This is a genomic window from Priestia sp. SB1 (assembly GCF_038898415.1).
Window position 1 is genome coordinate 168,265 of the sequence record NZ_JBBJSS010000007.1, and the last position, 13,209, is coordinate 181,473.

Below are 13,209 nucleotides of genomic sequence, written 5' to 3' on the forward strand. Positions count from 1 at the left end.
TTTCATTATAAAACATTCTGAGTAAAATTGTAACATTGCAGCTAAACAAGTAGCAACTTGTACCCTTTTTCGTCTGTCTCTTTACTAGTACTACTCTATTAAGGAGTTATTTTCTATTGTGATTTTCCCTGCCTCACTCTTACAATAAAAAAGGGGAATGTAGAATGAACGTTCAAACGATTACAAAAGAACAAGCTTGGGAAGTCCGACATATCGTCATGTGGCCTCATAAAGATTTCAGTTATGTTCAGCTGAAAGAGGATCCATCAGGCATGCACTATGGACTGTTTGAAAAAGGAGAGTTAAAATCAGTTGTTTCCTTATTTATAACAGGTGATGAAGCTCAATTCCGGAAATTTGCTACGCTCAAAGAAGAACAAGGAAAAGGGTACGGCAGTCATTTGCTAAAAGAAGTTTTGTTCAAACTCAAGAATCTTGGGATACGAAGGGTCTGGTGTAACGCACGAGAAAATAAAGTATCTTTTTATCAGGCATTCAAAATGAAAGAAACCACGCGTGTATTCACCAAATCTTCTACACGCTATGTAGTTATGGAACTATTTTTTTAAACAGCTAAAAAAGCAGCGTGCGGAAGCACGCTGCTTTTATTTTACTGCTCTTATTTAAGAAAGACTGTAACCTTTAGTTTGGTTCAATCAATCCATATCGGCCATCTTTTCTTCGGTACACAACGTTTGTAATGTTTGTCTCAGCATTTGTAAATACAAAGAAACTATGTCCTAACATATTCATTTGTAAAATAGCCTCTTCGCTATCCATTGGTTTTAAATTAAATCGTTTTGTACGAACTAGCTCTAATTCATCCTCTTCAGTTGCAACAGCTACGTTCGCTTCACTTTCTAATGCTGCAAATAGATACTTCTCAGCACCTTTTTCACGCATTTTTCGATTCACTTTTGTTTTATGTTTACGAATTTGACGCTCTAATTTATCTAGGACAAGATCGACAGCTGCGTATAAATCACTGTGGGTCTCTTCAGCTCTCAATACGAGATCATTCATTGGGATTGTGACTTCTATTTTTTGATCGTTATTGTAGACTTTTAAGTTTACATTTACGTCAGCAGTTGGTGTCTCGTCGAAATAACGCTCTAACTTACCAAGCTTTTTCTCTACGTATTCCCTAATTGCTGGAGTCACCTCAATGTTTTCACCGCGAATGTTATACATCATGTTCGAACTCCTCCTTTAATCCATTGCTATACCTCTACAATTCTACAATACCCGACACAATCCCTTCCTAAACTATTAAAATTTTTAGAAAATTTAGTGAAAATTTTTAGAACCTGAGAAAAGTTTATGAAAAAACCAAAAAAATAGACCTTCTTCATAAGAAGAAGGGTTGTATTTTTTACGCAAAATTAATTTTTTTTATCGTAAAACATCCCATCAAACGATTTCATTTCGTAAGGGTTTACATAGCTGTTATTATGCTTTTTTTTCACTTTTAGCAAACGGAGATCTTCCATGATTCGATGCCGGATGAAGATCAGATTTTGATCAATCGTCTTATTCATTTCGACAATTTTCTTACCCATCCATTCATGATCTCTACTTTTTGGCGGCAGCTTCTCCATGAGGTCACGTCTTTTTAATAGAAGATACTCTAATTTCTGAATGTCCTCTTCTCGATTTTTGTCAGAAAATATTTGAGTAAGTCGGTAAATCTCGTCAGTTATCTGATACAGTTCGTTTATCATATTTATGCTTGGCCGCCGCTTCCATGGACTTGCTGGCGGTGAAGCTGCACAACTTGCTTCCACGTATCGCGGAACTCTGTTACATATTGTTCGGCTTCATCCAAGCTCTCTATGTCATTTTTTGTGTTCGCTTCAATTAAACACTGGTTGATATAGTCATACATAGTCATCATAGACTTAGCAACTTGCACGTTTGTATCAAGGGTAATCATTAATTCTTGAATAATATTTTGTGCTTTTAACAAATTCGTATTTTTTAGCTCAATATTTTTTTCCTGTATGCCTGTTCGTGCAAGTTTGATAAATTTCAAACACCCGTTATACAGCATAAGCGTTAACTCTCCTGGAGAGGCAGTCTGAACAGCTCCCTGCTGATACGCTTGATATGGATTATTTGCTGCCATAAACGTTCACTCCTTCTTAACTAAAATATTGCGATAACTGCGCGCTTTGAGCATTTGCATTTTGAATGGCTTTCTCCATTGCTGTAAACTGACGATAATACCGGTCCTCTACTTGTGTGAGCCTGCTTTCAAAACTAGTAATTTGGCTGTTTACGCTTTTTAAATTCCGCCCAAGCAAAAATTGTTCACTTGTCCATGTTGAACGGCCAGCGCGCTGCTCAACTTTGGATACGGTTTGAGTAATCGTATCTCGTAAACGTCGTACAATCCCTTTTTCACTTGTTGTACTTCCACTTTTCATAAATAAATCCATAACAGACTGCGGGTCTTTTTCAATTGCTTCTTTTAATTTAGTCCCGTCACCTTCAATCACTAGCTTGCCTCGATCACTATAGTTTGCGCTAGTTGAAATACCGATGTCCGTTAGCTGTGAAAATGCTCCGCTCACTCCTGATACAGAGGCATACCAGTTAGAACGCATTTGATTCAGCCCGCTTGATAAAATTGTGTCTCCTTTTAACAAACCGCTTTTTGCTTTATCATCCCACTGCTCAGCTTGTTTGTCCGTTAGCTTTTCTCTTTCTTGATCCGTCAAAGGCTGATAGTTTCGGTCTCTTTCTTCGGTAATCTTTCCATTAATTTTCTCAATCAGCTCATTATATTTAGTCACAAAATCTTTGATTGTATCAAATACTTTTTGCGTATCATTGCTTACGTTAACGCGCACATCTCCTGTGAAATTATTTTGAAGGGTATAGGTAACGCCTCCCGTTGTAAATGTATTGGATTTACGAGTTGTTTCTAGACCGTTTAGCGTAAATGTTGCATCTGTTCCTTTGACTTCACTTTTGAGCTGCAAAAAGTCCGTCAAAAACCCGTCTGAAAAAACCATATTTGCACCCTCCACACTGTTAGCAGAAGATAAATTCCCCGTATCTTTACGAGTCATGACAACTTTATTCGTTCCTTCATCAAAAAAAGCTGAAATGCCTGCTTTCGAATTGCTGATTTGTGTGAGAACGTTGTTTAATGAAGTTGAACCGTCAAATTCAAATACAGTGCTGCCGTCTGGACCATCTCCTGTGGCTTTTCCATTGCTGTCGTAAGTTGTAATAGAAAAATTCAGCACGTTTTGCTGATAGGAAAACGCTTCAATTGTGCTGCCGCTTGTTAATGTGGTACCAAACGTCATTTCACCTGTGTCTTCGTTAATGAAGACTTCATCAGAGCCTAATGTTTCCGCCTTTGTTCCTATTTTTATGGTATACGCTTTACTTATACCATCAGTGGTAACAGATAAAGTGCCTGTGCCCTGATTTACAGCAGAAACAGAACCCTTAGCTAATTTTATTGTGCTAGTATCAGCACTTAACGTTATAGCCGCTTGTTCCACTGTTTTCTCAGTCCACACACTTGAATCAGTTTCTATTAAATTCCGTTGAGACCACAAGCTTTTCGTTGGATCAATCTTAGAAGCAATACTCTCAGAGCTAATACTCTGAGCAGCAGTCGCCATTGTCACGTTTGAAAGGGTATAAGACGCGTTTCCTGCTGAGGAAGTTGCAGTTGCTTTTACTTTCGTTTCATCTGCTGAAGATACCGTTTTAGACGAATAAGAAGACTGCAAGGTCATATTAAAAGCAAGATTATTAAAGTCTGATAACAGCAAATTCATAGAGCGATAATCGTCGCGCTGCCACTCTAACGTTTGCTTTTGTTTTTTCATCTTATCAATAGGCATTCGTTCAGCCTTCATTAAATCACTGACGATTTGATCAATATCCATCCCGCTTGCTAATCCACTTACTCTTACCACTTACCATCACCACCGTTTTTTTATTCATCTATCCATCAACTGTTAGCCATAAAATATAAGTATATTTTTTCGAATCTCCCTATTCGTTCATGGGTTTACCACTTCCTATTTTGTATCGGTAAAACGAACATTTTTTTCATAGGTCAAATGGTGCAAGATAGAAAAAGCTCACTTATTTTTTTACAATAAGTGAGCTTTTTATTATTGGCCAAACAAGTTCAGTTTCTGGGATAAATTCCTTTGAATATCCTTAGGAATAAGGTATGGTGCTAGATTTATAATATCTCGTAACGAATCAATGGTTACAGAGGCAGATAAATTTATATATTCATCCGTTGTATCTGCTTGCTCAAACGAAATGGAATCTGGCAAATTATTGAGCAGAGTAATTTCATTCATTTCTTTATCGACCGTGACATCAGAAGACTCGTTAATATTTAAGCGATCCCATACAAGAGACCTCGGAATCGGCATTCTTCCTAAATGCACACTATTCACCTTCAAAACAAGCTTTCCATTCTCGGCATTTGGTGTTACATCAACTACAAACTGTGATTCCATAAAAGATACTACATGTTTATTAATATAAAATTTTATATGTTCCGGAAGCAACTCCACTTCTGCTCCCTCAACCGTTTCATCATTTTCATAAAGGTAGCTGCGCAAATAATCGTTAACATCGCTCTCACTCAATCGGTAGCCTAAAATAGGGGAGCCTCCGTTCAGTTCTAGCGACGTCGCACGAGCGGACTTTTCTTGTGCTAGTGAAGATAATGAAGCAGTCTGATCAAGCTTTTCAACATTTCTAACTGGACTAACGAAAAAATACAACCCAAATAAAAGGATAATAAATAGAAAAATAACAGCTATAAATTTTCTCAAACACACGCACCCTTTCAAACATTCTTCTTGGAACATAATACCGATTTATCTTTTATCATACAAGATAAATAAGATGTATGTCGAAAACTTGTATAAAATGTACGTATATACTCGACATCCCAAATGGCGAATAAGTCTATAGTGAATAAAACGAGTCTTTTTCAACTTAAAATGCGTCAATTTTAGTAACTTAAAGTCGATTTTTATAGGAATTTGATAATTGGCACACTTCTTGCTTATTATAAAGGTAAGGGGAGGAATTTCTATTTATATTTTCAGAATTTACTTTATTTTCTAATAGTCTTTCGATAATTTTAAAGGAGTGAATACGATGGGAAACAAAACAGAATCACACGGAAAGTTAAAGCAACGTCACGTTTCCATGATTTCCATTGCAGGTATTATCGGGGCCGGCTTGTTTGTAGGAAGCGGATCCGTTATTAACGCAACAGGCCCAGCAGCAGTAGTTTCATATGCAGCAGCCGGACTGTTAGTCGTTCTATTAATGCGTATGCTCGGTGAAATGGCTATGGTAAATCCAGATAAAGGTTCATTCGCGACATATGCTCAGCAAGGAATTGGCCCGTGGGCAGGTTATGCTGTTGGATGGCTTTACTGGTTTTTCTGGCTAATTGTAATTGCAATCGAAGCCACTGCAGGAGGAGCAATTGTTCATGAATGGCTCCCTTCCGTACCAATTTGGCTTTTAAGCTTAATCTTAACCTTTGCATTAACCTTAACAAACTTATTCTCTGTCAAATCATTTGGAGAATTTGAATATTGGTTTGCAATGATTAAAATTGTGGCAATCGTTGCTTTTATGGGAATCGGTTTAGCTATTATTTTCGGATTAATCCCAGGTACATCTTCACCTGGTTTAGCTAATTTAACGGGGCACGGAGGCTTTATGCCAAAAGGTACGAACTCTATCTTTTTAGGAGTTATTACCGTTATTTTCTCTTATTTTGGAGCTGAAATTGCGGCTATTGCAGCTAGTGAATCAGAAAATCCAGCAAAAGCTATTACAACTGCTATTCGCAGTGTCGTATGGCGAATTTTAATTTTCTATATTGGTTCAGTTGCTATTTTAGTAACTCTTTTACCTTGGAACTCAGCTGATTTACTAAAAAGTCCGTACGTAACAATGTTAGAAATGGTCAACATTCCAGCAGCTGCACAAATTATGAATTTAGTCGTATTAGTATCCGTTTTGTCTTGCTTAAACTCTGCTTTATATACGAACTCGCGAATGATTTTATCATTAGCTCAAAAAGGACAAGCTCCTCGTGCTTTAGCAAAGGTAAGCAAATCAGGCGTGCCGGCAAGAGCCGTATGGATTAGCACAGCTGCCGCATATGTATGTGCTATCTTTAGCTTCGTTTCGCCGGATAAACTCTTTTTATTCTTAGTTAACGCATCAGGAGCCATTGCTCTTATTGTGTACTTAGCTATCGCTATTTCTCATTTACGCCTGCGCAAAAAAATGATTCAAGCCAACCAGCCAATTAAAGGGATGAAAATGTGGTTGTTTCCATATTTAACATACGTAACAATTGCTGTTATTACCGTGATCTTCTTATCAATGGCATTTATTGATTCGATGCGCTCACAGTTTTTCTTAACTCTTGGATTAACCGTTGTGGTTCTTCTTTCATACTCGTTCATCAAAAAAACGAACAATAAGCGACCTGACGATCAATTTTCCGAGTCAGAAAATATTGCAAAATAAAAAAGCCGCAGATGCGGCTTTTTTATTTTGCTTTTGATTATTTCTCAACCGATATGTCACGATGAAGATTTCGAAGCGGCTGAGGAGGGCAAATACGTCGCGTCGTGTAAGAAACGATAAAAATAGTTAACAACCCGCCTACCATCGCAAATGTACGAAACGGAAACATGACCACTCCGTCTTCAATCATCGGGTACGGAAGCAGTGCCTTTAAATGAAGCAATGGTTCTCCTCCACCGATTCGAAGAACAAGAGACACAATAAACCCAGCCAAAGATCCGTACCAGTTAGCTCCTTTAAAGAATAAAGCACAAACCAACTGCGGAAAAAGTATGCAATACACTAGGTCCCCTGATAAATACCATAAAGAGTAGACACTCTCAGAGTTTAAAGCAATTAGAGTTGCTCCAGTTCCAATGATAATGATAGAACGTTTAATAACTTTATCTAACTGCGCCTGTGTCGCATTTGGTTTTACAATCGGACGATACACGTTCCAAGCTGCCATTCCCGAAGCTGAAAGTAACGAAGCCGCTACTGCAGCCATGACGGCAGCAGCTAGTCCTCCAAGCGCAATCGCTCCTACTAAATCAGGTGTTAGATATTTAAATACGTATGTTAAAATCATAGACGCGCTCTCAGGGCTTGACGCTCCAAATGAAGACCAGTCCGCACTGTAACCAATCATTCCTATTAAAGTTGGAGGCAAGGCCGCTAGAGCGCAAAAAATGCCGGCTGTAATAGATAGCCACATTGCTGCTTTTTCATTTTTAGCAGATAACACGCGCTGAAAATAAATCTGCCATGGAATACCACCAAAAATAAGTAAAAATGTGCTATCCCACCATTGCCAATATGTATTTCCCCATTTTGGATCTTCCCAGCCTTTTAATGGAGGAAATAAATGAAGAGAACCAGTCATACCTTCTGAATAAGTAGAAAAAACGGCTCCCACCCCTCCCGTATTCGAAAATGCAAAAGGAAGCACCAGAAATAATCCTAAAAACATAATAGAAAGCTGTAAGATATCGGTATGTGCTACTGCCCACAAGCCGCCAATCACGGTGTATGCAATGGCAATAAGTGCGGAAAGAATGATGGAAATTGAAAAACTGAGGCCTAAAATCACACCGAATGTTGTTCCTAAAGCAGTTAAGATAGCTGCGCTCCAAAACAGCTCTCCTAATATAGCTGGAAAATAAAGAACCGTAGCCATTTTCTTACCGAAACGAGATTCTAGAGGATCGAGCATTGTCATAAACTCAAACCTTCTCATCTTTCTAGCAAAAAAGATACCGCCTAAAATTAAGCTGATTGAATAACACCATGGCGCTTGCGTCCAAGTCAGTCCTGAGGAATAAACAGTTTCGGCCGTTCCAGCAATATACCCTCCACCTACCCAAGTAGCGGTCATTGTGAACATTGAAATCCATAGCGGCATAGATCTTCCCGCAACAAGCATATCATCTGATTTTCCTTTTTTACTTGCAGCAGCTCGAGCACCAATAAAGTAAATAACACCATACATAATGAACATTAAAATGAGGCCTGGCCAATAGAGATCTGGATTATAGAGAGAATAGATAAATGCGACAACCATAAAGATGAAAAATCCTATAATAGTTGTCCATAAGGGGGTTAGTAGACGGTTGTTTCTGTTTGATTTCCCTGAAAAGTCAGAAGTCTCATTCGACTTTTCAGGTCTGGCTTGTTGTGTGTCTGAACGAAATGGCTTTTTAGCATTTTGCATCGTCTCACATCCTTTAAATTGATAAAGAAATCTAAAGACATAACTGTCCTCTATTCCTTTTTCCTACCAGCATACAATTAAACCTAAAAATAGATTTTTTTAGAATAAACTATAAATAGTTGGATTATAAATACCAATACGAAGGGGAGAAATTACGTTTATATAATTATATTAAAATAATTTAAATTGACTTATTTTATTATTCAGCTAAAAATTCATAATTATTTTCATCTTCTCTCTAAACTCCTTTCTTAATTTTCACATTCAAAATCCTTTGTTTCTCAAGGTTTGTATGCAAGCAGATATCGTACTATGGTTAATATATCTGAATGTTTAGGATATTGTCAAAAAAGTTTAAGGGTTTTCATATAAAAAAAGAATAATATTCTCATAGCTCATACATAAAAAAACCTTTTGTATCAAGGGACATAGCAATCAGTATTTTTTAATTACTTTTTGTTAAATTTTTTCTTAATATCCGAATAATCAGCTCTTAATAGAGAAGAAAATCAATTTAAATTCAGAACATTTAAAGTTTTTAGATTTGACTAAATTAAATGGCCGATGCTATAATCCAAATTGTTAAGAACGTTAAATATAAATTTAACAAATTCTATTATTTGGAGGTCGATGCTATTGGAACAAACACTTATGCTTGAGAAAATGCACATAAACGGCCAATGGGTTGAAGCACGCAGCGGCGAGAAAAGAGAAATTGTAAACCCCTTTAATCAAGAGGTTATCGCTGTCGTTACAGAAGGAAATCGTGCTGATGCCATAGAAGCCATTGAATCAGCTAGAAAAGCTTTTGATGCAGGTGAATGGTCTAAATTTACAGCGGCCGAAAGAGGTTCTTTGTTATTTAAAGTAGCGGAAGAAATTCGCAATGATCGCGAGGAACTAGCAAAGCTTGAAACCTTAAATACCGGAAAAACCCTCGTTGAAAGCCTAGCAGACATGGATGGAATTGCTGATGTCTTTCAATACTATGCTGGATTAGCAGATAAAGATGGCGGACAGATGATTGAGTCACCTAATCCCGATTCTGTTAGCCGCGTTGTCCGTGAGCCTGTAGGCGTGTGCAGCCAAATTACTCCTTGGAATTACCCGTTATTGCAAGCCTCTTGGAAATTGGCTCCCGCACTTGCTGCTGGGAACACAATTGTTATTAAACCAAGCGAAATCACCCCTTTAACAACTATTCATATGATGAAAATTTTTGAAAGAGTTGGCTTTCCAGCAGGCGTCATTAACATTGTACTCGGTCCAGGTGCGACCGTTGGACAAGAAATGGCAGAGAGTCACTTAGTAGATTTAGTTTCCTTTACAGGTGGCGGAGTATCTGGACGTAAAGTCATGCAGGCTGCCGCAGGCAACTTTAAAAAAATTGCTCTTGAACTCGGAGGGAAAAATCCGAATATCGTCTTTGCTGACGCTGACTTTGACACTGCGGTTGACTATGCATTAAATGCGGTCTTCTTTCATGCTGGTCAAGTTTGTTCAGCTGGTGCGAGATTACTCGTTCAAGATGATATTCACGATAAATTTGTTTCAGCAGTTATTGAACAAGCCAAAAAAATTAAGCTAGGGGACGGCATGGACGAAGCCACTCAAATGGGACCCGTTATCTCAAAAGAACATCTAGCTAAAGTGGAACATTATATTGAGCTAGGGAAACAAGAAGGTGCTTCTCTTGTTTTAGGAGGCAAGCGTCCGACTCAGGATTCTTTACAAAAAGGCTTATTTATCGAACCAACTATTTTTACAAACTGTCATGGAGACATGAAAGTTGTCCAAGAAGAGTCATTTGGTCCGATTATGACAATTGAGCGCTTCAGTACTGAAGAAGAAGCAGTCGCACTTGCTAACGATACGATCTATGGATTAGCTGGAGCTGTTTGGACAAGTGATATGAACCGAGCTGAACGTGTAGTGAAAGCACTCCGTATGGGAACAACTTGGATTAACGATTATCATCCCTACTTCCCGCAGGCTCCTTGGGGAGGTTATAAGCAATCTGGGATTGGAAGAGAGCTTAGCCATATCGGTCTAGAAGAGTATACGGAAATTAAACATATTTATACCAATACAAATCCACAGCCAATGCGCTGGTTTCAATAAAAATTAAGGGGGAATTTAAAGATGTTTATGCGATTTGAAAGAATGGAACGTTTAAAAAGTTTTGAGATGCCAACGGTTGTAAAGCATGGAATTGGTGCTGTAAAACATACTGGAGAGGAAGTAAAAAACCTAGGTGTGTCTAAAGTTTTATTAGTAACAGATCCTGGTGTAAAAAAAGTAGGTTTAGCAGATCCCGTAATCGCTAGTTTAAAAGAAGCGGACGTAGACGTTATTCTATTTGACCAAGTAGAAGCCAACCCTTCTATTCACGTAGTAGCAGACGGCACAAAAATGTACAAGGAAAATGGATGCAACGGACTAGTAGCTGTTGGAGGCGGAAGTTCAATGGATACGGCAAAAGCTATTGGTGTAGAAGTAGCTCATAATGCTCCCGTCTTAGATTATGAAGCAGCTGAAGGAAAAAAACCTTTAACAAAACGTATCCCTCCTTTAACAACAATCCCTACAACTGCGGGTACAGGAAGCGAAGTCACACAATGGGCCGTCATTACGGATCCTGTTCGTGAGTTTAAGTTTAATACAGGTGGACCTTTAATTGCTGCTCACTTAACAATTATTGATCCAGAACTGCACGTATCTATGCCTTCACATATTACGGCCGGTACAGGAATTGACGCATTAGCTCATGCAATTGAGTGTTATACATGCCACTTTGCGCAACCAATGACAGACTCTGTTGCTTTATTGGCTATTGAGTACGTTGGAAAATACTTACGACGTGCAGTTGCAAATGGACAGGATATCGAAGCACGCTATGGAATGGCGCATGCAGCTATGCTTGCTGGCCTTTCATATGGAAGTGAATCTGCAGGAGCAGCTCACGCGATGGCTCAAACATTAGGAGGCATTTATCCAATTGCCCATGGCCCTTGCGTAGCAGCAATGCTAGGTCCTGTAATGGAGTATAACTGGATGGGTGAGCCTGAGAAATTTGCGCGCATAGCTCAAGCTCTAGGGGTCAATACACATGAACTAACACTTGAAGAAGCAGCTCAAGCAGCTGTTCGTGAAGTATATCAATTAGTTAAAGATGTACAAATCCCTTCTTTAGAAGAACAAGGTGTTCCAAAAGAAGCGGTTTCTCGCTTAGCGCAAGAAGCATTTAATGATCCTCAAACAGTTGGGAATCCTCGTGATTTAACTGTAAAAAGTTACGAATGGATTTATAACCGCTGTTTTGAAGCTACACCATTAACCGTATAAAAATGATAAAAGGCTGTTGATTTTTCAACAGCCTTTTTTATGTTACTCTTTCGCTAATTCTTCATTTAAAATATCGATGATTCTTCGGTCGTCAAAAACTTTCACTACTTTTTTCAAGAAATGATAATAATGTTTGGACTCTATAATCTGCGCTAAATTACGCTTTGCTTTTACTGCGATCTCCTCAGGTACATCTTCATCATTTAAAAGAATCTGCAGCTTGTTTTCCGCTTCTTCGATTGCCTCTAAATTAACTGAAATTTCTCTTTGCCACTTCTTACAGAAAAATGAAAAAAAGGACTTAGAAAAATCTTTTTCTGCTTCATATAAGTCTTTTCGAACACCTTTTTTCCACACTTTGTGGACCATGTCAATATTTTGCAGTGAACGAATAGATGTACTCATCGTTGGTTTACTCATACCCAATTCTTCACTCATTTGATCTAATGTAACAGGTTCATCCATAAAATAAAGCATGCCATACAGCCTTCCTACTGAAGGTGTAACACCATATAAATCCATCGTATCAGCTAAAGCACTGACAACCACATCTTCGGCTTCTTTTAATAAATCATGATACTCTTGAACATCACTCATTTACTCTTCTCCTCTTTTGTTAAATTTATTTGAATTATACTTAATAAATTTAATGATACACGATAAAAAGGAAAAAAACAGAAATTCAGTTCAATTTTTTGATAAAAAAGAAGCCTTCTCTTAAAGAGAAAGGCTTAAGACATAGTGGGGAATACTATATGTTTATCTTTCCCGATTTAGATATTATTTATACGGTATATTTTTAATTATTTTCAACCTGATTGTTTTATTTCTTTTTCGGTAATTGTTTCAGCATATCAATAGCATGTAATGTAATTTGAGAAGCACTTTTATTTTCGTTACGTATTTCTTCATAAATCTCTTGTCTATGAATATCTACAGACTTTGGAGCTTGAATTCCTAACTTTACTTGATCACCATTAACTGCAAGGACGGTCACTTCAATTTCATCACCTATTTTGATTGTTTCATGTAACTTTCGTGTTAAAACAAGCATGGACTCACTCCTTATCTATTCCTCTTACTCAAATAACCTGTGCTTCGTTTCGTAAGCTGTATTCATTAAAATCACTTGCTTAGCAAGCTGTTGCTTTGTATTAATAATAACAGGAGCCTGCAAATTAGCCGTTATCTTTTCCACAGAATCTGACATCGTAAGCAATACGTAAACAGCTGCATCTTCCGCTTGTTGTAATTGAAGCTTTTCGATTTCCTGAGGTTCTAGTTGAAAATCATAATCTAAAAAAAACTGAAATGGATCCGTGATAATAAAAGCTAATTCTTTGGTTTGAATAGACTGCAGAACTTGGAAAGCTTCGGCTTCCGGAAGTGGTAAAATAACAAATTCAGTTTCTTCCAAAAATCCTGGAATCCCTTGATTAAATGTCAGTGTTTGCTGATTATCTATTTCTATATCTCCATGATAGCTTGTGGAAATTTTCATCTCATCACACCTTTGCTAATTAATTTTTTCTTGTTATCTTTTTTCATTATAAAAAAGCTCC

General features: G+C 37.7%; 13 protein-coding genes. 4 read left to right on the plus strand and 9 right to left on the minus strand.

What is annotated here, in order from left to right:
• Nucleotides 1-164: 164 nt before the first annotated feature.
• Nucleotides 165-569, plus strand: coding sequence for a GNAT family N-acetyltransferase (locus WKH56_RS25150; RefSeq protein WP_028412025.1), 405 nt, complete (start codon nt 165-167; stop codon nt 567-569).
• Nucleotides 570-642: 73 nt separating this feature from the next.
• On the opposite strand, the gene hpf is transcribed toward WKH56_RS25150, so the two are convergent.
• The 5 genes from hpf to WKH56_RS25175 all read right to left on the minus strand — a co-directional run bounded on the left by hpf (nt 643) and on the right by WKH56_RS25175 (nt 4,823).
• Nucleotides 643-1,194, minus strand: a complete 552-nt coding sequence (gene hpf, locus WKH56_RS25155; protein WP_013059750.1) for a ribosome hibernation-promoting factor, HPF/YfiA family — start codon at nt 1,192-1,194, stop codon at nt 643-645.
• A 188-nt stretch (nt 1,195-1,382) separates the two neighbouring features.
• A complete protein-coding gene (gene fliT, locus WKH56_RS25160; protein ID WP_028412024.1) occupies nt 1,383-1,721 on the minus strand; it encodes a flagellar protein FliT in 339 nt (112 codons plus the stop codon).
• Between the two features lie 2 nt (nt 1,722-1,723).
• The gene (fliS, locus tag WKH56_RS25165; protein WP_028412023.1) at nt 1,724-2,125 is read right to left on the minus strand and encodes a flagellar export chaperone FliS; all 402 of its coding nucleotides are present in this window, start codon (nt 2,123-2,125) and stop codon (nt 1,724-1,726) included.
• Nucleotides 2,126-2,141: 16 nt separating this feature from the next.
• Nucleotides 2,142-3,941, minus strand: a complete 1,800-nt coding sequence (locus WKH56_RS25170) for a flagellar hook-associated protein 2 (protein ID WP_275210644.1) — start codon at nt 3,939-3,941, stop codon at nt 2,142-2,144.
• Between the two features lie 201 nt (nt 3,942-4,142).
• Nucleotides 4,143-4,823 (minus strand): hypothetical protein, encoded by a 681-nt coding sequence (locus WKH56_RS25175; RefSeq protein ID WP_048021764.1) that lies wholly within the window; start codon nt 4,821-4,823, stop codon nt 4,143-4,145.
• A 331-nt stretch (nt 4,824-5,154) separates the two neighbouring features.
• Between WKH56_RS25175 and WKH56_RS25180 the strand changes: the two genes are divergently transcribed.
• On the plus strand, nt 5,155-6,552 hold the full coding sequence (locus WKH56_RS25180) for an amino acid permease (RefSeq protein ID WP_275210643.1): 1,398 nt from the start codon (nt 5,155-5,157) through the stop codon (nt 6,550-6,552).
• A 37-nt stretch (nt 6,553-6,589) separates the two neighbouring features.
• Here WKH56_RS25180 and WKH56_RS25185 read toward each other — a convergent pair whose 3' ends face one another.
• Nucleotides 6,590-8,302, minus strand: a complete 1,713-nt coding sequence (locus WKH56_RS25185; protein ID WP_275210642.1) for a high affinity choline transporter 1 — start codon at nt 8,300-8,302, stop codon at nt 6,590-6,592.
• A 630-nt stretch (nt 8,303-8,932) separates the two neighbouring features.
• Here WKH56_RS25185 and betB point away from each other — a divergent pair.
• Together betB and WKH56_RS25195 are read left to right on the plus strand one after the other, a co-directional pair.
• Nucleotides 8,933-10,423, plus strand: coding sequence for a betaine-aldehyde dehydrogenase (betB, locus tag WKH56_RS25190; protein WP_176521382.1), 1,491 nt, complete (start codon nt 8,933-8,935; stop codon nt 10,421-10,423).
• 21 nt (nt 10,424-10,444) lie between these two features.
• Nucleotides 10,445-11,647: an iron-containing alcohol dehydrogenase gene (locus WKH56_RS25195; RefSeq protein WP_016765895.1), complete on the plus strand. Its 1,203-nt coding sequence runs from the start codon at nt 10,445-10,447 to the stop codon at nt 11,645-11,647.
• A gap of 42 nt (nt 11,648-11,689) precedes the next feature.
• Here WKH56_RS25195 and cudC read toward each other — a convergent pair whose 3' ends face one another.
• From cudC to fliW, 3 genes are all read right to left on the minus strand, one after another.
• Nucleotides 11,690-12,244, minus strand: a complete 555-nt coding sequence (cudC, locus tag WKH56_RS25200; protein WP_028409671.1) for a choline uptake/conversion transcriptional regulator CudC — start codon at nt 12,242-12,244, stop codon at nt 11,690-11,692.
• Nucleotides 12,245-12,470: 226 nt separating this feature from the next.
• Entirely contained in the window at nt 12,471-12,701 is a 231-nt protein-coding gene (csrA, locus tag WKH56_RS25205) for a carbon storage regulator CsrA (RefSeq protein ID WP_029714345.1), read from the minus strand.
• Between the two features lie 24 nt (nt 12,702-12,725).
• Nucleotides 12,726-13,148, minus strand: a complete 423-nt coding sequence (fliW, locus tag WKH56_RS25210) for a flagellar assembly protein FliW (RefSeq protein ID WP_045293745.1) — start codon at nt 13,146-13,148, stop codon at nt 12,726-12,728.
• Nucleotides 13,149-13,209 lie beyond the last annotated feature (61 nt).

Excerpts from the sequence above, each read along its gene's own strand:
- WKH56_RS25150 (WP_028412025.1), top strand. The coding sequence starts at position 165 with ATGAACGTTCAAACGATTACAAAAGAACAAGCTTGGGAAGTCCGACAT.
- betB (WP_176521382.1), top strand. The coding sequence starts at position 8,933 with ATGCTATTGGAACAAACACTTATGCTTGAGAAAATGCACATAAACGGC.
- WKH56_RS25195 (WP_016765895.1), top strand. The coding sequence starts at position 10,445 with ATGTTTATGCGATTTGAAAGAATGGAACGTTTAAAAAGTTTTGAGATG.
- hpf (WP_013059750.1), bottom strand. The coding sequence starts at position 1,194 with ATGATGTATAACATTCGCGGTGAAAACATTGAGGTGACTCCAGCAATT.
- fliW (WP_045293745.1), bottom strand. The coding sequence starts at position 13,148 with ATGAAAATTTCCACAAGCTATCATGGAGATATAGAAATAGATAATCAG.
- fliS (WP_028412023.1), bottom strand. The coding sequence starts at position 2,125 with ATGGCAGCAAATAATCCATATCAAGCGTATCAGCAGGGAGCTGTTCAG.
- fliT (WP_028412024.1), bottom strand. The coding sequence starts at position 1,721 with ATGATAAACGAACTGTATCAGATAACTGACGAGATTTACCGACTTACT.
- csrA (WP_029714345.1), bottom strand. The coding sequence starts at position 12,701 with ATGCTTGTTTTAACACGAAAGTTACATGAAACAATCAAAATAGGTGAT.
- cudC (WP_028409671.1), bottom strand. The coding sequence starts at position 12,244 with ATGAGTGATGTTCAAGAGTATCATGATTTATTAAAAGAAGCCGAAGAT.
- WKH56_RS25185 (WP_275210642.1), bottom strand. The coding sequence starts at position 8,302 with ATGCAAAATGCTAAAAAGCCATTTCGTTCAGACACACAACAAGCCAGA.
- WKH56_RS25180 (WP_275210643.1), top strand. The coding sequence starts at position 5,155 with ATGGGAAACAAAACAGAATCACACGGAAAGTTAAAGCAACGTCACGTT.